The 18,031-nt window shown below is 44.6% G+C and carries 18 protein-coding genes, 1 pseudogene and 1 CRISPR repeat array; of the genes and pseudogenes, 2 read left to right on the top strand and 17 right to left on the bottom strand.

Features of this window, described 5'->3' with window-relative positions:
• Positions 1-123: 123 nt before the first annotated feature.
• Positions 124-429, bottom strand: coding sequence for a molecular chaperone (locus B5E67_RS12150; protein WP_087385509.1), 306 nt, complete (start codon positions 427-429; stop codon positions 124-126).
• On the bottom strand, positions 413-706 hold the full coding sequence (locus B5E67_RS12145; RefSeq protein ID WP_087385508.1) for a hypothetical protein: 294 nt from the start codon (positions 704-706) through the stop codon (positions 413-415). The genes B5E67_RS12150 and B5E67_RS12145 overlap by 17 nt, the downstream gene beginning before the upstream one ends.
• A gap of 357 nt (positions 707-1,063) precedes the next feature.
• On the opposite strand from B5E67_RS12145, the gene B5E67_RS12140 reads away from it, so the two are divergent.
• Entirely contained in the window at positions 1,064-1,912 is an 849-nt protein-coding gene (locus B5E67_RS12140) for a helix-turn-helix transcriptional regulator (RefSeq protein WP_087385507.1), read from the top strand.
• Positions 1,913-2,007: 95 nt separating this feature from the next.
• Here the strand turns inward: B5E67_RS12140 and B5E67_RS12135 are convergent, their stop codons facing one another.
• The 4 genes from B5E67_RS12135 to B5E67_RS12125 are packed head-to-tail and all read right to left on the bottom strand — an operon-like array spanning position 2,008 to position 6,029.
• Positions 2,008-2,670 carry a DUF2290 domain-containing protein gene (locus tag B5E67_RS12135; RefSeq protein ID WP_164488722.1) on the bottom strand — a complete coding sequence of 221 codons (663 nt, stop codon included), beginning with the start codon at positions 2,668-2,670 and terminating at the stop codon, positions 2,008-2,010.
• Positions 2,671-2,673: 3 nt separating this feature from the next.
• Complete coding sequence (locus tag B5E67_RS12130; protein ID WP_087385506.1) at positions 2,674-4,830, bottom strand: ATP-binding domain-containing protein; 2,157 nt, start codon at positions 4,828-4,830, stop codon at positions 2,674-2,676.
• 55 nt (positions 4,831-4,885) lie between these two features.
• Positions 4,886-5,134 (bottom strand): hypothetical protein, encoded by a 249-nt coding sequence (locus B5E67_RS15950; protein ID WP_242956977.1) that lies wholly within the window; start codon positions 5,132-5,134, stop codon positions 4,886-4,888.
• Positions 5,127-6,029 (bottom strand): DNA cytosine methyltransferase, encoded by a 903-nt coding sequence (locus B5E67_RS12125; RefSeq protein WP_242956976.1) that lies wholly within the window; start codon positions 6,027-6,029, stop codon positions 5,127-5,129. The genes B5E67_RS15950 and B5E67_RS12125 overlap by 8 nt, the downstream gene beginning before the upstream one ends.
• 143 nt (positions 6,030-6,172) lie before the next feature.
• Between B5E67_RS12125 and B5E67_RS12120 the strand changes: the two genes are divergently transcribed.
• Positions 6,173-7,225, top strand: a complete 1,053-nt coding sequence (locus tag B5E67_RS12120; RefSeq protein ID WP_087257635.1) for a HindVP family restriction endonuclease — start codon at positions 6,173-6,175, stop codon at positions 7,223-7,225.
• Between the two features lie 258 nt (positions 7,226-7,483).
• On the opposite strand, the gene B5E67_RS12115 is transcribed toward B5E67_RS12120, so the two are convergent.
• The 11 genes and pseudogenes from B5E67_RS12115 to B5E67_RS12065 all read right to left on the bottom strand — a co-directional run bounded on the left by B5E67_RS12115 (position 7,484) and on the right by B5E67_RS12065 (position 17,984).
• On the bottom strand, positions 7,484-7,768 hold the full coding sequence (locus tag B5E67_RS12115) for a DUF6809 family protein (protein ID WP_087385505.1): 285 nt from the start codon (positions 7,766-7,768) through the stop codon (positions 7,484-7,486).
• A 1-nt stretch (position 7,769) separates the two neighbouring features.
• The gene (locus tag B5E67_RS12110) at positions 7,770-8,162 is read right to left on the bottom strand and encodes a TnpV protein (protein WP_087385504.1); all 393 of its coding nucleotides are present in this window, start codon (positions 8,160-8,162) and stop codon (positions 7,770-7,772) included.
• A gap of 101 nt (positions 8,163-8,263) precedes the next feature.
• Positions 8,264-8,839, bottom strand: a pseudogene (locus tag B5E67_RS12105) (TraG/TraD/VirD4 family protein); the annotation flags it as partial.
• Positions 8,840-8,879: 40 nt separating this feature from the next.
• Positions 8,880-9,053, bottom strand: a complete 174-nt coding sequence (locus tag B5E67_RS12100) for a transposon-encoded TnpW family protein (RefSeq protein ID WP_087385503.1) — start codon at positions 9,051-9,053, stop codon at positions 8,880-8,882.
• Positions 9,054-9,435: 382 nt separating this feature from the next.
• Positions 9,436-9,834: a CRISPR direct-repeat array (repeat unit 19 nt; unit sequence CTCTGATGGATATTGATAA).
• 66 nt (positions 9,835-9,900) lie between these two features.
• Positions 9,901-11,478 (bottom strand): MobQ family relaxase, encoded by a 1,578-nt coding sequence (mobQ, locus tag B5E67_RS12095; protein WP_275539318.1) that lies wholly within the window; start codon positions 11,476-11,478, stop codon positions 9,901-9,903.
• A gap of 105 nt (positions 11,479-11,583) precedes the next feature.
• The gene (locus tag B5E67_RS12090; protein WP_087385502.1) at positions 11,584-12,591 is read right to left on the bottom strand and encodes a C45 family peptidase; all 1,008 of its coding nucleotides are present in this window, start codon (positions 12,589-12,591) and stop codon (positions 11,584-11,586) included.
• Positions 12,592-12,699: 108 nt separating this feature from the next.
• On the bottom strand, positions 12,700-13,167 hold the full coding sequence (locus tag B5E67_RS12085) for a DUF3847 domain-containing protein (protein WP_087385501.1): 468 nt from the start codon (positions 13,165-13,167) through the stop codon (positions 12,700-12,702).
• 811 nt (positions 13,168-13,978) lie between these two features.
• Positions 13,979-14,587 carry an HAD family phosphatase gene (locus tag B5E67_RS12080; RefSeq protein ID WP_087385500.1) on the bottom strand — a complete coding sequence of 203 codons (609 nt, stop codon included), beginning with the start codon at positions 14,585-14,587 and terminating at the stop codon, positions 13,979-13,981.
• Between the two features lie 27 nt (positions 14,588-14,614).
• Entirely contained in the window at positions 14,615-15,355 is a 741-nt protein-coding gene (locus B5E67_RS12075; protein ID WP_087385499.1) for an MgtC/SapB family protein, read from the bottom strand.
• Positions 15,352-16,815 carry a cation:proton antiporter gene (locus tag B5E67_RS12070; RefSeq protein WP_242956972.1) on the bottom strand — a complete coding sequence of 488 codons (1,464 nt, stop codon included), beginning with the start codon at positions 16,813-16,815 and terminating at the stop codon, positions 15,352-15,354. The genes B5E67_RS12075 and B5E67_RS12070 overlap by 4 nt, the downstream gene beginning before the upstream one ends.
• Before the next feature lie 47 nt (positions 16,816-16,862).
• Complete coding sequence (locus B5E67_RS12065; RefSeq protein WP_087385498.1) at positions 16,863-17,984, bottom strand: YdcF family protein; 1,122 nt, start codon at positions 17,982-17,984, stop codon at positions 16,863-16,865.
• Positions 17,985-18,031 lie beyond the last annotated feature (47 nt).

The raw sequence follows: 18,031 nt of genomic DNA, 5'->3' as shown, positions 1-18,031 counted from the left end.
TCCGGCTCTGAATGCTCCTTTTGTCGCTTTTCCCGGCGGGGAGGATACCGGGGTATCACAATACCAATTCACCGCAAAAATACCGGGTGCAGACCCGCTGTTTTCCCGTGAATTGACCTGATTTCAGGCGCTCTCCTTGTCCGTCCGCAAGACCTGAAATCCGTGCTGTTTGGCGTATTCTCTGGCAGCGGCCAGCCGCTCCTCACTGTACGGCGGCACCAGACGGATGGACAGCCGGGACTTGTCCATCACATAGGTCACGCTGCCCTCCGGGGTGCTGCGCTCCAACCGGCACAGCTGGGGATACTTCCGGCTGAACTCGGCCAGTCTGCGCTTCAGATCGGCGTTGAAGGTGTAGATACTGGCGGTATCCTCCGCCTCGTTCCAATTGATAATGGTTTCTTTCTCATACTTAGACAGCTTCGTCATACAGATCCTCCTCATACTCGTTGTTTTCCTTTACCAAACGCAGGCGGCGTTTGGCACGGTAATACTCGTCCATCTCTACACGGAGTTGATGATAAAAGCCGGTGTACCAGCTTTCTTCCATCTCCGTTTCCATCTTCCGGGCCAGTTCCAGCATCCGGTGCTTGGCCTGCGGATCAACGGTCAGGGCGGTCAGCCATTTCAGCCGTGTCACCGTGTTGTGGTGGTTGGGACAGGCAAAGTCGTACAGTACTTTCTTTTCTCGGATACTCAACTTCATAAAAATCAACCTCCTAAAAAGAATGATGTTTATTTGTGTTAGTTGCCGGGCTATTCTGGTGTCGTTCCTCTGCCGAATCTCACAGCAGCGTATTGTTCCCGTTGGTACGCTCGTTCCGGTCAGTTGCCGGAAGTCTTGGCGCTACATCCCCAGGGAGCATATCCCACGCAGACCGGTCATTCAATTTTCAAAGTTCTGTGTCTCCTGACAAAACTCATTTTACCGAAAAAACAGGCCCCCTCCCGTATGTCCAAAACGATGGAAAATGGCTTGAAAGCAGCATATTTCCACGCTTATGGAATTCATGGTATAATGGTCATAAACGGCAGGATTTTCCTGATGAGAGGGGGAGTTTAGATGCGCACAAAATTGTCTATCCCGGAACGATTAAAGGATTTGCGGGTGGTGGATAAGCACCTGACGCTGGAGCAGCTGGCCGAGCAGACCGGGCTTTCCAAATCTGCTCTCAGCAAATACGAAAGCGACGATTATAAGGACATCAGCCCCTTTGCCATCGCTACGCTGGCGGAATTTTATGGGGTGTCAACCGATTACCTGATGGGGTTATCGGAAAATAAGAATCACCCAAACACAGAGCTTCAGGCCCTGCATTTGAGTGATGATATGGTTACATTATTGAGCAGTGGAAAAATCAACAACCGGCTGCTGTGTGAGATTGCCACACATGAGAATTTTCAGCGGCTGATGACGGATATTGAGATTTTCGTTGACCGGATCGCCGATATGCGGATTGCCCAGATGAATCTGGTGCTGGAGGCCACCCGGCAGGAAGTAATCCGCAGCCATGCGCCAGGGGATAACGACCTTTATGTCCGCACGCTGGAGCTGGGACAGGTGCAGGAGAGTGACTTTTTCAGCCACACGATCCATGATGATCTGGACAGTATCGTTCAGGATATTCGTCAGGCCCATGTCACCGACCGCACTACCGCTGATCCGCAGCCAACTTTCACGGAGGTCAAGGAAAAATTTGACCGTGCCATGCAGCTGGGCAGTAATGAGGAACGGGTAATCCACGAGTTCTGTGACCAGATGCAGATTCCCTTTGACAAGATTGCGTCCGAGGATTTCTCGGCGTTTATGCGGATACTGAGCCTGTCCAGGCTGCTGAAAAATCCCAACAACATGAGGGGGAAAGCCCGACTACAATCACCCCATCGAATAAAAAGCAAAAAGAGAAAATAACTTCGTTTTTACAACAAAACCGACTGCCATAAAGATAGCAGTCGGTTTTGTTGTAAAAGATGGCAGCATATCGAATATGCTTATTAGTTTTCCAATCACACGGGCGTGCAAACATGAACAAGAGTTTTCTCTTCAGGCAGAATCGTCAATGGAAATTTATCTGGAAACGATGTTAGTTCGCAAGAACTTACAGTTTGTGCCGTGCGATAAAAATTTTTCATGACAAACGAAATAAATTGATATGGGGATATAGCTGATGAAACGGGTATCCGGCAGTTTTCGTATTGACCAAGAGTCAAATGTGACATGGGATGCTCTACCGGTACAAATGCATCACCAGAGTCAAAATCAAACCTTAATGGCACTGTAACTATTCTTTTGTCCAGAAATTCAAGATATAGCTCATCTTGCATATAAAGCTCAGGTTCATTCTGAAACACTTCCAGATTGGGGGCAGGGAAAAATGATAAACGGTGTGCAATCAAATTTTCATTTTGAAAGCGGTATAGCAATGTAATTAATGCACCATCTATCATTTTCAGATTGTAGTGTTTCCTACTTAAAAGCTCTGCGTACATTTCAGCATACGAAATATTTTTTAAAAATATAGAATTTTCGGCTGAGCTAATTCCGATTTCAGTAATTCCGCCTGTACTCTGCGTTGAGGAAGGAAAATTTTGTGCATCACAAAGTCCAGACTCAATCATGTCAATAGTTAGCTGCTGAATTTGCTTGAGAACATCCTTTGCGTTTAGCACCCACTATTCCTCCTTGCCTTTAAGGAGGGCAAGAAGACGCTCAACTTTATCTTCGCCCAAATCCTCAAGAAAAACACTGCCACTTTCCAGTTCTTCAATTAGACTGGCAATATTCCCTTTGCTCTTTTTAATTTTAACTTTTTCGGCATCACTCATATCGCGGTTAACAATATTCATATGATCCCGCTGTGGTTTAGTCGGATAAATAAAGTCCAAGGTGAAATTATGCTGTTTTACTTGTTGATACTCAGCAATAAGTCCATCCATCTGAGGTCCAACACCTAATACTCTGACCCATGCTTTGCTTCGAGTAATAGCTGTAAAAAGCTGATTACGCAGTTTTGCTAAATCGAAATATGAATCAAAGCACGATTGCGCATTTACAATATAAACCATAGCAGCCTCATTGCCTTTGGCTCTATATATGCCTGTAAATGCTACTGAATCATTATTTTCAGAAAAGAAAACATCGGGGGCAGTATCTACTCCAGCAGTATGTGATTGTATTCCTTGCTGAAACAAAAGTGAGCGAATAGGTGCAACCACTCGTTTAGTTGTTAACGGATCTGGATTTATTACAATAATATCATCGGGCCGCAACTCGTCTTCGTTGATGTTTTTCTTAATCTCCATAGCAACCCAAGCATCTTGTTCTTCTTGTGTTTTAAAACTTTTGAACACAATCAAATCATCAATGTCAGAATGATTTTCCAAAAAAGCTGGGCTACTTTGGTTCGTTCTCCTTAAAACGACTCTTTCTCCATCCTCAAGAGCTCCGTCAGCTACCTCATATCCTATATCATGCCACAAACTGCTTTGATCAAACATTTGTACTATCCCGGATTCTTTTGGCGCAGGTGGGTTACGATATATACCAAATCCTAAAGCATGTGCTGTGACCAACGCCGGTCGAGAATTTCTATAACATTTCTCTAAAATGATATCTTGCTGAGGCTGTCCTTCTTCAAATGGTTTGAATCTTACTTTGGGCGTTCCGTCTTCGGCCAAACCAAAAATTTCTTCAGGCGACGGCAACGATTGAGACCGGAGATTTTGAAGTTCATCATAAGCATACACTAATCGCTTAGGTGGCTGAAGCATCTCGTAACAAAGCCTTAAAAAAGAAGGTGAAAAATCCTGAGCTTCATCTACAAGAATAGCATCGTATTGTGGCAAAAACTTTTGTGCATCAGATAACGCTTTATTACAAGCCTCTCCAAAAGGATCGCTTGAGCCAAACTTGTTTCTTGCGGCCATAAAATCATAGTATTCAACATTGTTTATCCCACAAAACATATAATACATACCATTTCTTTCACCGCCACCAGGTGCGCCCCAAGCATGTATTATATTAATATTTTCCCAATCAGGTTCCTCACTTGTTTGCTCAATATAAAATGTGTTTATTAACTGCCGCAACTGTCCCTTTAAAGAACGAGTATTAAATGTAACGGCAATTTTCCAATCTGGATGTTGAGCATGTAGATATGCTGCTTTTAGAGCCAATACAATTGTCTTTCCAGATCCGGCTAAACCACGAATTCGTTGTACGCCATCTACAGTTTCAATAACGGCTCGACTTTGCTGATTGTCCAGATTTGCTATCGAGTCTTCTAAATTCCTTAACTTTGCACCTCTGGACTCTGGATTTGTAGTTTCTCTGCGTTTTTTTCCTTTTCGTATACTAGAGATTGCTTGCAGAACAGAAACCAATTTTTCGTAATAGCTATCATTTTCCCATGTTAGGGTGTCAATATATTCTTCAAGCTCTTTATCGTTTATACATAGCGGATAGAATTCATCTTCTGTGTCGTTTTTCCTCAAGGCAGGGGCATAGGTAACAACATTGGGAACAACACACAATGTTCTTTTTTGCATTAATTGCCTATAGCCTTTAAGTTTGGCTTCGATTTTATTAGCACAGTCATCCTGCTCATCTTGGTAATTTTCAACATCTTTGCCTTCGATTAAATTGAAGACTACGAGACCTTTATTAGGAGAAATCCATAACCCATCAATTGGATAAGCTCCATCTACTGTGCCGATAATCGGATATCCTATATAAAGATAGCCTTCAAGTTCTGTATGAACTTGAAAAAAGGATTTCAATGACTCACTAGCTATTGGCTTTTTTGTTGTGCCGGTAATGATTGTTACCATAAGCTGTCCTCCTCTTTACGATATGATTCCTTAGGAAACTAGGAGTTTCAAGTTTTCAGAAATTATAGGTTTGTGTTCGATAATCACTATATAATTTTACCGCCCTTTTAATTTGGGAACGCACCGACACAGATAAGGCCTTGTACTCAGCTTTTCTCTCCAAATAGAACAAATATATATCATCATCCTGCCAAGCAAGAATTCCATCTGCACGCTTAATTCGTGATACTGTGTCACTAATAACAGCATTTGAATAGCTGGTATTTTCTTTCAACCAACATTTGAATTGATCTATTTCAATCACGACTGTCTTCCTCCACAGCCAACTTTACCGTTTCAGCAACAAAACTCGCCAAATTAACAGGCACAGCATTTCCGATCATTTGTTCAACATCAGTTTTGCTGCCAATCCAAATATAATCTTTGGGGAAGGTCTGAATCCACGCCCTCTCTTGTGTAGAAAGCACATGAAGCGATTCATTTACAGGACAAGCATCATTCGGATGTCCTGGATAACCTTTAGGAACAGGTCGGTTTACTCCTCGCATTGTTGGTGCGGGTTCATCAATTGAAAAAACTGCTCGCCTATTATAATTTCGTGGATGCCTATAATAAAATTCAAATCCCAAAGTATTGCCGAAATAATCTCGCAACGTCATCGGCTTTTGTGAAATCCTCTTGTCAAAAAGGGTTTGTGCAAATCCATCAGGCTGGTTTTGCATACCAAAACAGATGAATCGTTTCCGCTTTTGAGGAGTACCACACCGACTTGCATCAAGCACAATTTCTGTAAGGCCATAACCTGCATTTTTAAAAATATTTCGAGCACTAGAATAGGCATTGCTATTTCTTGCACGATCTACATTTTCCATAACAAAGCATTTAGGCCTAATCACAGACACTATTTCAGCGAAGCTATCTGTTAAACTTGCCCTACCTGCTTCAATTCTTTTTCCTGCATGAGAAAAATCCTGACATGGCGGCCCGCCAATAATTATGTCTGGGGCAAAAGGTTTTATTGCTTCAACGGCTTTTGATACATCAGATAAGTCAATTTGGAAAACTGGGTGTGAAAAATTTGCCTCATAGCATTTTACTGCTGCATCCCACCATTCAAAAGCAGCTAATATATCAAATCCTTGCTTTTGAAACCCGAGCGACAATCCACCACATCCGGAAAATAAATCTACTGTTCTCATGGTGACCCCTTTCGTTTACAGCCGAATTATGGTATAATTAAAAATTAATAATACCGAGATGTCGACTATTCTTTTATTATAATTAAATTACATCTTGACGTCAAGTATTTGACGTCTTTTTACAAAAAGTCAGGAGGGAAAATATGGCATCTGGACTATTTGGAATTGAACATTCAAATCGTACTGTTGACGATCACTGGGGGAAAAACTGTTTTAATTCAAGCTATCCAACCGCAACAGCTTGTTATATGCTGGCCAATAACATTCCGGCTATTTATATTCGATTAGATTATATTAACGGAAGATTATGTGTTGTTGCGGATGAAATACCTATTCAACAAGTATTTAACTGTGGCAACAAGAACCCTGGCGATTTGCACTTCAATTTTGAATCTGTTTTCGAGCCTTACCAGCAATACTCCTTTGATGCTATTGATGGGATTGATTTGGTTGTGAAGGACACTAACGGAAATTATTTATCTCCGTTAGAAGTAAAACTTACCGTCTTACCAACAGATCAAACCAGTCGTCAACCAGAAGAAAAGTGGGGATGTGAACTTGTCATTCGTTCTGCCACCACATCTTATTGTGCATTAGGTATGTTTGACTCTGTTAAAGAGCATGCCTACCACATAAGGGAAATTTTCGAAGAATCCTGCTCCTCAATACAAATGTGGGATAATGATTATGAAATGACTCACAAAATGCCAATGCTGTGTCGTAGTATCGATGCGTTTCAAAAAGAGTATTATCATCATCAAAAACCACTACTTATGCAAACCATCTGGAAAACACAAGGAAAGTCTCCGCTCTTAGCCGATCAAGCGTTTGATATTGTTGTATGGAGTGACTATGCTTTTTCACGCTTGTTCATTGATGGTTCTGGGGCTGAAGCAACTACGATGAGTCGACCAATGCGTGCAACTGCACGTTTGGCAAGATGCATTTGGGAACTCAGTAAATCTGGAAAAATCCGTGTAGTAGATATTTATCGTCAAATGGCTTTTGGAAATCAAACGGATAAAGAGTTTGCAATTGGCGGTTCAAAATGGCGCCAGTACGTAACATCGGATAGAATTGTTCGTCCAATTTTGCCTAAAAATGTTGTTAATGAAATTATTGAACCAGGCTACATACAGCGTCTTAGCCCCGAAAGAAGATTTGACCAAACTTTATATTTTACTGTCCTAAATTAATTTAAGAAAAGGAAAAGGAACAACTATATTGTTACTTTTCCTTTTTCTTTTATAGTGAAATTCTGTGAACTAATCGTTCATATGATCCAATATATTCAACAACCTCCACTCTTTTATAAAGCCCAGAATCATCATTATTGAATAATCTTGTGTGATATAAAGCGTCTTCTTCCTGTAAATAATAGTACAATTCATCGATCGACTCATCGTTTCTGACAAATCTAACAAGATACATTAAACGCCTCCATTTTCTAAAGTCTAATTTTTTCGGGGATACTCATCCAACAGTGTATGTACTTCTTTCATAAGCATCATTCCCAAAGAGAACCCATACTGAAAGTGTGCTTCTAACTCCATACAGTGAACATCAATCACATGAGTGTGAAACTGGTTGACCAGCTCCATCTGCTCTTCAGAAAGTTTTTCCTCTAACTCGGTAAGCAGCTCTCCGGTGTACCTATGTAGCTTGCGGTATTTTTTTTCATGGGGAACTACCTGTTCTGCGGGGGAGATATTACCACAATATAAGTCATCTAACACCATCTCACAGCCCCTCCTTTGCATCATAGATCAGTTCGTGACGAACAATTTCCTCTGCACGGCTGCGGATACTGTTCATGGCTCTGACCCATGCAATCTGATCTTGGGCTTTCAATTCCTCTGTGATTCCCTCAGCTTCTTTCATCTGGGCAATGATACAATCCAGCCGGTTCTGTGCCTGCTCGTTCAAATCGCTCAAATATCTCCAGAGTTTGCCGGTCAAGATCAGGTCATTATACCGGACTGGATAGCACTGCTCCAGATAAGCCTTGTGCATACGCCCCCAAATCCCAATGGGGCGGCTTTCCTCCGGCAACTGTAAGTCGGGAATATAATAGTCACCGACAAGCGTATAGCCGATGCCGTTTTGACAGGTTTTCTTCGGCAATTGTTTCATAAGCGACCTCCTGTATTCGATTTTTCTCCAAATCCAGCTGATCGTGTCCCTGTTCATGTAAAATTCAAGGCAGCTGAACTCTTCACCAACAAGTATGGCATATCTTTGCCGAGCTTTTGGTAGTTAAGAGAATGGGATGTCTCGCGGCCCCGGCTCTCGCCGGTGTTGTAGGTGTCGATGGTCTCCTTGCCCAGCACGGCGGCCAGCTCCTTGAGGGTTGTCGGCTCTTTGCCGCCCAGGAAGATGGAGGTATCCATGTTGCCGATGATGGTATCGGCGTTGTCCTTGTAGATAGCTTTGAGCTGGGACTGTGCTTGCAGCACCAGGCAGGCGGAAATCTCACGGCTTCGGATGGTGGCAACCAGCTTTTCCAGCCGAGGGATCTGTCCAATATTGGCGGCCTCGTCAATGAGGCACCGCACATGGACCGGCAGCCGCCCGCCGTACACATCGTCCGCTTTTTCGCAGAGCAGATTGAACAGCTGGGTGTAGCACATGGAGATCAGGAAGTTAAAGCTATCGTCCGTGTCGCTCATAATCAAGAACAAGGCGGTTTTCCGGTCTCCCAGGGTATCCAGCTCCAGCTCGTCGTAGGCCGTGACCTCCCGCAGCTCCGCGATGTCGAACACGGCAAGGCGCGCACCGCAGGAAATCAGGATGGATTTTGCGGTTTTGCCAGTAACTGAATGTCAACAGTAATTTAATACTTTCTACGAATCAAACAGAAATTTCAGCATTTTGCACATCAGCACGTAACATTCTTTTGACTTTTTCCTGTGCGCTTTCACGGCACCCGTCCTGAAAATGAATGAGCACCGTAAATTCCTGGCCGTTGATGGTACGTTTAATGAATGGGACATTCTGGTTGTTGGATCGGTTTAAATTTTCCATTTGATCGCTCCTTTTATAATTTTATTTTGTATTGAGGCATTCGCTTAATGGATTAGCACCATATTTTCCCTGTATACGTTTTATCAAGAATTCTTGCTAGCTCAGAAATGATTTTCCCCTTTTCTATTTTATATAATCAAGTAAAAAGGCACCTGATTTGTTTTCAAATCAGGTGCCTTTCTTTTGACTTGCTTAGAGTAAAAAACTGGTACTATTAACGAGAAAAACATTTCCTTGAACACATCTTTTCAATTCGTTATAATGGAATAAATTCTCAGCATAAAACAAAAACAGCACTGGAATCCAGTGCTGTCGTATTTTCCAAACGGTGGATTATTAGGGATACCACCATACCCTGCGGCGTAAAGCCTTATCTTAGAACTTCTGATGGATATTGATAAACCGATACGGTATCAATGCTGTTTACTCTGATGGATATTGATAAGCTGATACAAACGAAATGCTTTCGACGTGGAGCAAGGAGTTTTGGTTCTCTGATGGATATTGATAAGCTGATACAATGATGGAGTACAAGTCCGAACTGCCGTCGTTTTGGTTCTCTGATGGATATTGATAAGCTGATACCCAAACAGGCCACCGTTGCGACAAAAGATGTTTTGGTTCTCTGATGGATATTGATAAGCTGATACGAGGTGATGGGAAGTGATTATCACGCTCAAGTTTTGGTTCTCTGATGGATATTGATAAGCTGATACTGGCTGTAATATGTGTAGGTGTACACCATGTTTTGGTTCTCTGATGGATATTGATAAACCGACCCACTCTATTTTTAAAGAAAGAAATCCCGTTTACGCGCCAGAATGGTTGGCAGTATAAACGGGATTTTTTATTTTGTTCTCTCCTTCTGTTTCGGATCGTTCTGTTTTTCTTTTGTGCGCCCTTTTGTTTCTTCCCTGCTCTCATAAATTTTACCGATCACCGATTGTTTTGACCGCAGCTCAGCTTCTTTTTTCACCCCAACAACCTGACCGACCCAGTAGCGGACCTCGTTCAGCGGTTTCAGCTCCGCCTGCACCTGTTCCAGCTGCCGGGCAAAGACTGCGTGATCTGCTTGCAGCTTGCTGTACTCCGCTTCCAGGGCATCCAAATTCACGTTCAGGTCAACGTGCTGCGCCTTCAAGTAGCGATAGGCTTTGTTATAGGCTTTCAGTTCCTCCTGGTGACTCTCGGCATAGGCAGCCTGCCGCTTCTTCCAGCCGATCTTCAGGTACTTGTCATGGACGGTTTTGTGCTCCTGGCAAACCGCAACGGCATTCTGAATCCCGGCAATATCCTTCATCCGCTTCTCGGCCTTTCTCATGCCGGTACTGGCCTGGCTGGCTTTTTGTTTCACATCTGAGAGAGCGGCGTTCAGCTGTTCCAGCGTGGAAATCTTATTCTTTTGCAAATAGAATACTGCCTGCGATACGCTCTTTAAGTCCCTGACTGCGCCCTTCTGCTGCCCTGACCAAGACCACTCGCTCCGTTCCGCCTTTCGCTTATCAAGGTAATCGTTAAGAAGCGAAGCAAGGTCTGTGGAAGCAGCTTCTTTCAGCAGCTCTTTTTCTGACTGAACCAGTTCTTCAATCCAGTCCAGCAACCCCCGAATGGTTTTACGGATCGCGGACAGCATCTGATTGGCTGCTTTAATATCTCGGTTCAGATTGCCGATGTTGGTCTGGATGCCACGCCGCTCCATCTTGGTCACCGCAGGCCCCATGTGAACGGTGGGAATCACATCCAGGCCCTGCCGCCCATAAGAGCGTAGGTCGAGTCGTTCCTCTCGGCCTGCTGCTTCCAGGTAGCGGTTGACCGTGTCGGCCCATCCCTGCCGCCAGATCTCCGCATACTTCTGGTCGTTCCAGTCTACAGTATCCTCCTTGTGGCTTTTCCAGTTGCCAGACGGCAAACGGATGCGTTCACCGTTCTCATCCAAGTCGTAAACCTTCCGAGTTTTGGGGAGCCACTTCCCATGCTCGTCCATAGCTCTGAGGGTCAGCATCACATGGCAGTGAACATTGTGTCCGGGCGGGGCTGGGTCATGGATGGCAAAGTCAGCAATCATCCCCTTGGAAACAAACTGCTTTTCGCAGTAGTCCCGAACCATCTGCGGGTACTGTTCCGGCGGGACTTCTTTGGGCAGGGCCAGTACAAAGCGCCGGGCCAGCTGGGCGTTCCATTGCTTCTCGGCGGCCTCCACCGAGTTCCAGAGGGTTTCCCGGTTTGCGTACTCCGGCGGAGCGTGAGACGGCAGCATGATTCCCGTGTACAAGATACCGCGTTTGCCGGAGTAGTTTTTGGTTTTCTGGTCGTACTCCGAAAACAACTTCTCTCCGCTCTGGTAGGCGGCACCTGCCACCGCCGACTGTCCCTTGCTGCGCTGGGTGATGGTGATGTCAAAGTGAGGATTGGGCAGAGTATTCACCTCCTTCTGGACAAAAAGAAAAGCAGGAAACCATTTCTGATTTCCTGCTCGGTTATGCCGCAGATGGCGGCTTGGATTTAGTTGTTCAGTGTTTGACCGCTAAACTCAAAAATGAAAGCGGGCATCTTCCTTGAAGCTGCGATGTCTAGGATTTCCCTCGCTGCGATAAATCTTATGTTGTTTTAAATCATAAACAACGGACCATACCGTATCCTTACCGGTGTTTCTGTCATATTGACAAAGAAAACCATAATCGCCAGACAACAGCTTTTTTGCAAATGTCAGGTCGAGATTTTTAGCGTTTTGCAGTGCAGAAAGCAACGTCTGAAACCTTGACTCTGCGAACCAATTGTCCACACCCACGCTATTATATTCCGCCATCCTCGCAAGATGGAAGGCATTGGTAGCACAAACAAATGAATGAGTCTCGCTCCAGGACGATATAACTTCTACACATTCCGAATCGCATTCCACAAGGGCCAGTTTTCCTGACATATCTGCCAATATCAGCGTTTGGGCAGAGGCAACCGGCAATTGGTGTAAACAAGAAACCGCTTCCGATACAGTTTTGCATTTTTCCAACAGATATCTGAGAAGCAATCCCGCATTAAAACCCGGTTTGCGCTCAAGGGGGTAAACAGAGGTCAACCCAACAGCCAAACCATATTCGTTGACCCCATCCTCGACCTCTACAAACGCAGTGGTATTCCCGTTAAAGGAATACGCTCCATCGGTTAACCTATAAATTACATTTAGATTTAGCTTTTCAATTTCTGTCAAAAAATCGCTATTCCGTCCCAGAAGAATTTCCTCCCCGGCAGCGAACGCAAAGCAGGAACAGTTACAAGTTGGCGGCATAGCGTACATACTGAACAGTACTGCCTGTAAGACACGAACATCACACCGTTGTCCATCCGCAAGCCCCTGAATTTCTTCTATAATTTCAGGATAATATTTTTTATAAATCGGGAGACAAGACAGTGCATAGTCGATTCGTTCCTGGGTAATTTCAAACGGAATGTTTTTCAAAATTATATTTTGGTGTTTTAATAGTAAGGAACCCCACCGAAAACCAGCTTCATAGTGTGTTCCCCTAAAATGTGCATGATACATTTTTACACGCTCCTTATTGACTCAATAAAGAGCTACCGGTAACTCTTATCTAAGAGTAACGGAATAAAAATTTTATGTCAAGTTCTGTTTTCTTGAGGCCGAAAGGTATCAAAGGGGGTAGCTGGCATCAGCCAGCGCAGGGGAAGCAACGCTCCCCCTGGATGAACAGAGCAAATTATTTGCAACGGTCATCTGCTCCCTGCAAGGGGCTTCGCAAAACGCAACGCACCGGGCTACCGGTGTATAGTTGCGCCCTTGTTCATCACAAGGGATTTTTGTTGGTGTTTCTGAAAATTCTGTTTGTCTTTTTTCAATTAAAGAGTTCAACTTCTTCTGAGCTGTTTCAGTTTGAAAAACAAACGCCAGCAGTTCCAGCACATCTTCATCTCGCAGCCAGCTAGGTTCTCTTAAAAACTTTTCTAGCATTCCTCCTCGGACACAAAGACGGTGTGTACGTTCTCTTCTTGTCAAACTCTTTACTTCATGTTCCAGATATTTTTCTTTGTATTGGGCAGCAAGCAGTTGCTTCTCTGCTTTCACTTTTTGGTTTATTAACTGGTTGAGTTTTTTACTCATAGTTGTTCTTTTACCTCCCAATGAAAATAAAAATTGCCATTCCAAAACAGAACGATACAATTTTTAACAAAATCTTCTACCTGTGTGATTTATCAAGTTCACACCCACCGCCTTCACTCTTTGTGTCTATAACAAGTTATGTCGTCCCAGCTGGTTCTTACAGTTTCTGGCAATGACTGTGTACCGGTCAAGAAAATGTTTCTCATAGGTAGTAAACTGAATCTTCGAGTGTTATTAAATGATGTGGTAGTAGTTATGACCATCCACGAATACGCGGTTCCAGACGATCAGCGAGTTGGTGACCATCCCTTCATATTATTTTCCAGTTGTTTCAGCTTTTTCTCACGAAGCGGAGAGATCTCACCTTGAAGTTCAGGGTCAATGGTTAGATGCTGCAACATATTGGTTATCTTAGTGATTATATAATCGCAAGAGGGCACAGCAGGTTCTAAACCAACTGCGCCCTCTTGCTCATGAAGGAGAATATGAAGGAAAATGTCTTTTGCAAGCCGCAAAACCGGGCATATAAGCTTATTTACCTTTGTTGCGGCAATTGAAAAACTAATTATCAGAGAAACCTGAGTTTATGGTTGTTTAAAGGTTGATACAAATATCAATCAAAAGAAACAAGAATGAAAGCAAAATACAACTAATCCCATTTCTTCGATCTGTAAATGCCCCCAGAGCCGTCTGTTTGTTTTTAGTTGATTTTTGCAAAAGCCTAATTCCCAGTAGGCCACTTAATGTGGAAAAAAGCACGAGAAGAACTCCAAATAAAATTAACATATGTGATTCTCCAAATACAAACAATTCAAATATCTACACCAAGCGCTCTAAGATCTTTTTTCAAAGCATCCACATCCCCATGGAATACGATTCCCGCCATATTTTCATAGAGTGCGCCCTCTACATTTACCGGTGTATCATCAACAAAAACGCACTCTTCCGGACTAAGATTAAACTTTCGCAGAAAGATCTGGTAAATCCGCGGATCTGGTTTCAATAGCTTAACATCCGCCGAAATCATAGTCCCATCCATCAAGATACTGACCGCTGCTTTTGACCAATAGTCATGTTGGCGTGCAGCTGCGTTGGAGAGTAAATACAGTCGGTATCCCTGCTGTTTCAGGCTAGTGAGAAGCTCAATCATCCCTTTGATCGGAATCAATGGCTCATTCCACTGTTCAATCAACTCACAGGCAATTTTCCGCAAAGGAATCGGAAGCCGCGGCAGAATATTTTTTTCGACAGTCGATTCGTCCAACACCCCCCGGTCCAGCATAACCCATTCTGCAGAGTGAAACACAGCACGGCGTAAAAGGATCTTTTCCTCCTCAGACAGCGAATATCGACTCATAAAAAGTTCTGGGTCAAAACGAATCAGCACATTTCCCATATCGAACACAATATTCTTAATCATAGACGACAGCTCCTCTTCCTGCAATGTTCAGCGCAGCTCTTCGATGTGATAGATATAATCCAGCGAGCTGAGTGCCTCGATAATTTCGCGATGAGTCTTATATTTTTTGAGTTCTGCACTGAAAATAGTAAATGTGATGGTAAAAACACTCAACCCGGAACCCACATAGGCCTGGTTGGCTTCGATATCATCAATGCGCAGACCCAGCTGACGGCTCACCGTCACAAAATCCCTCAGATAATTGCTGTTTTTCAGTTCCAGGTGAATTTCAAAGTGATTGGACCGGTTATTCAAATAAACCTCCATAGCTGGGAACCAGGTCAGGATACAGAGGAATAGCAGATAAACAATTAGGGTCAGGGTATACTGTCCCGCCCCCACCACAAATCCCAGGAAAGAACAGAACCAAAGCGCTGCCGAAGTGGTCAATCCCTTGATCTGACTCCGGGAGCTGAAAATGATAGAATTTCCAGAAATCATTGCCGTTGCCACAATCGTCGCACTGGACAACAGTGGAAAACCAATCCGATATTCCTGCATTAGATATAGATCCAGAATCATCGCAACCGACGATGTAAAGGAAATCAGAACAAATGTTCTCAAACCAGCGGAATGCCGTTTGCTGGAGCGTTCAAAGCCGATGATGGACGTCAACAAAATCACCATAACCAGCCGCAGCAGGATAGAATATGTCGTAAGCTCCACCGACCAGCTGCCCAACAATTTCGCAATCGGATCAGACAGTGCAAACAATGAAAGTTGTTTCATAACTGCACCCTCCCTCTTCTTCTGCCAATCTTTGTCGTAGGAAAAGCCATCATGGCGTAGTGTTCTTCTGCCGCTTCTGAAAAGGCTTTTTCATCCTCATAGAAAGGGTCATCGTGCTTGGGAAGCTCTTTTTGGATAGCTTGGATTCGTTCGATCAGAAGTTCCACTTCTGTTTTGGGTTCGCCGGTATTTTCCGCCTGTTCCACTTCAGGGACAAGATCTTCCAGCTTATTGGAATAGGACTTGGACAGATACAAGGACAATTTTGCACAGGCCGGTCCAATCAACTCATACAGAACGCTGGAAGCCAAGATAACTGTTTCCAGGATATCTCCTGTCTCTCCGCCCAGAGTACGCGCGCCCATGGCTGCCAGACCAATCGCGACACCTGCCTGGGGGATGAGCGCCAGACCCAGATAATTGCGGACCAGATGATCTTTTCCAGTCATTGCGCAGCCAAAAAAAGCTCCTAAATACTTGCCCAGGATTCGCACCAGGAAATACACTACGCCGATTTGCAGCAGCGAGACCGAGCCGATACTCTCCGATGTATTCACCAAGGCTCCAAGGTCAAAATTGACTCCCGACCGAACAAAGAACAACAGAAGAATCGGCGGATTGAAATAGTTCAGCTGCTTAAACAAACGCTCGTCATCCGTCAAGTTGATATAAACCATGCTCATCGACATGCACCCCAGCAGCGGAGACACATCAAAGACAGCACAAATGCCGCAGAACGCGAACAGCAGCGCCACCGACACAATCAGTCGATTGTCCGTAGAGCGCTTGTGCAGCAGCAGTTTCAGGAAGAATCCGAACAGACCACCCAGCGCAAACACCAGGACATTCAGAACAATGGGCTGGATAATATTTCCGGCCTGAAAATTACCGGTCATGGATGCAAGCGCCACCGAGATGGCGATGCTATACGCCAACAGGCCTACAACGTCATCCAGTGCAACCACCTGTAAAAGGGTTTCCACAAAGTCGCCTTTGGCATGGGTTTGCCGGATGGTCATTACCGTTGAGGCCGGGGCCGTCGCCGAAGCCAGCGCCGCCAGGACGATGGAGAAATTCAGCTCCAAGCCCAAGCCAAAATAGACCACAACAAATACCAGCGCCGAAGCCAGGCAGGCCTCCATAATGGTAATGACCAAAACCTTTGTACCACTCTTTTTCAGCGTCGAAAACTTGAAAAATTCGCCGGTGCTGAATGCGATGAAAGCTAGGGCGATATCGGCAATAAAGCTCATTCCATCCACGATCCCGGCAGGAATCAGGTTGAAGCAGTACGGTCCCAGCAGGATTCCCGCAACAATATATGCCGTGACATTCGGCAGACGCAGACGTTTGGTGACCCGTGTCATGATAAAGCCCGAAATCAGCATTAGCGCAATCGAAACCACGATCACAGATACATTCGAAGTAATATGCAGCACATCGTAAATGGGCGTTGACAACAAGATCCATCTCCTTTCCTTGAACTATTGACAATGTTTATCCTCTCTCAGGCAGGATCAAACGTAGAATAATCACTTTTCGTAAACAGGCCCGCAGCCCGCGCAGCATTGACGTATGCATATGCAACTTCGCCGTCGTCCAAAACAGCGGTTTCTCCGCCGCCTGCCGAATCAATGGCAAGGTCATATCCAATATGCTGGGCATAAATTACAGTTGTTGTTACTGCGCGAGGCAAATGCAAAAGAGTCCCCACGATTATGACACTGTGAGCATCCATATCCTCAAGAATACCCAGTGTTCCAATGGCATTCCCGTAGGTATCCCGCGCTTTTTCATCAAGGATCAGACGATCTTCTGAAACGCCTTGGTCCAAAAGCCACTGTTTCATAACGGACGCTTCTGTATATTCTGTGCGAACATCGCCACCGCTTAAAATAATCTTGGCGTCTGGGAACTTTTTAGCCATCTCGAGACCGCGCTCCAATCTGCTGAGCATACCGGCAGAAGGGGTTCCGTTGCTTTTGGGTGTTTGACCATAAATCGCAATGGCATCCGGAATCACATCCGTTTGGGACTGTCCGCTATAATCTGCATGGATAAGTTGATCTGCCTGAGCGAGCATTTGGCTTACGGCAGCTGCGGCCTCCGGTTGTACTTGTTTTAAAGCATTGAGGCGTTCGCTTTCGCCCTGCTCGTCGTTCATAATATGCATGATAATGGTTGTCACGCCCAGCGCATGAACATCCATCGGCTCCCTTTCCAGAATACGGTCAAGCTGTGACAAAGCAGCGCGATAATCCTGGTTAATAAGATAAACTTCTGCCTGCAATCGGTAAGCGTCGAGATAATCTGGATCTTCCTCCACGATTTGGTCCAATCCCGAATAAACCTTGTTCCATTCCCACCGGCGAAATGCAACGACCATATCTTTTAGCCGCGTATCGCTCATATATTCCTCTGCATACATCGGGACAAGCTGCTCGATAGGTTCTCCTCTTCCCTGCTCTTTGGGAATAGGCATCGGTTGTTCTTCTGTTAAGGCAATGGATGCGGTCAGCGTCTCATTTGATGGATCTACCGGAAAATATCCGGAACATGCCGACATCAAGATGGCAGTTGAGAGCGCCAGGCTCAAAACTCTAATCCTAAAGCAAATATTATATTTCATCGTTTCGTTCCTTTATGAAAAAAGCAGAGACCAGCGCGGTCTCTGCC

It is taken from the genome of Faecalibacterium sp. An122, assembly GCF_002160895.1.
Classification (GTDB): Bacteria; Bacillota; Clostridia; order Oscillospirales; family Ruminococcaceae; genus Faecalibacterium.
Note: the sequence above shows the minus strand (reverse complement) of the source record. Positions and strands in the feature narration are given on the sequence as shown.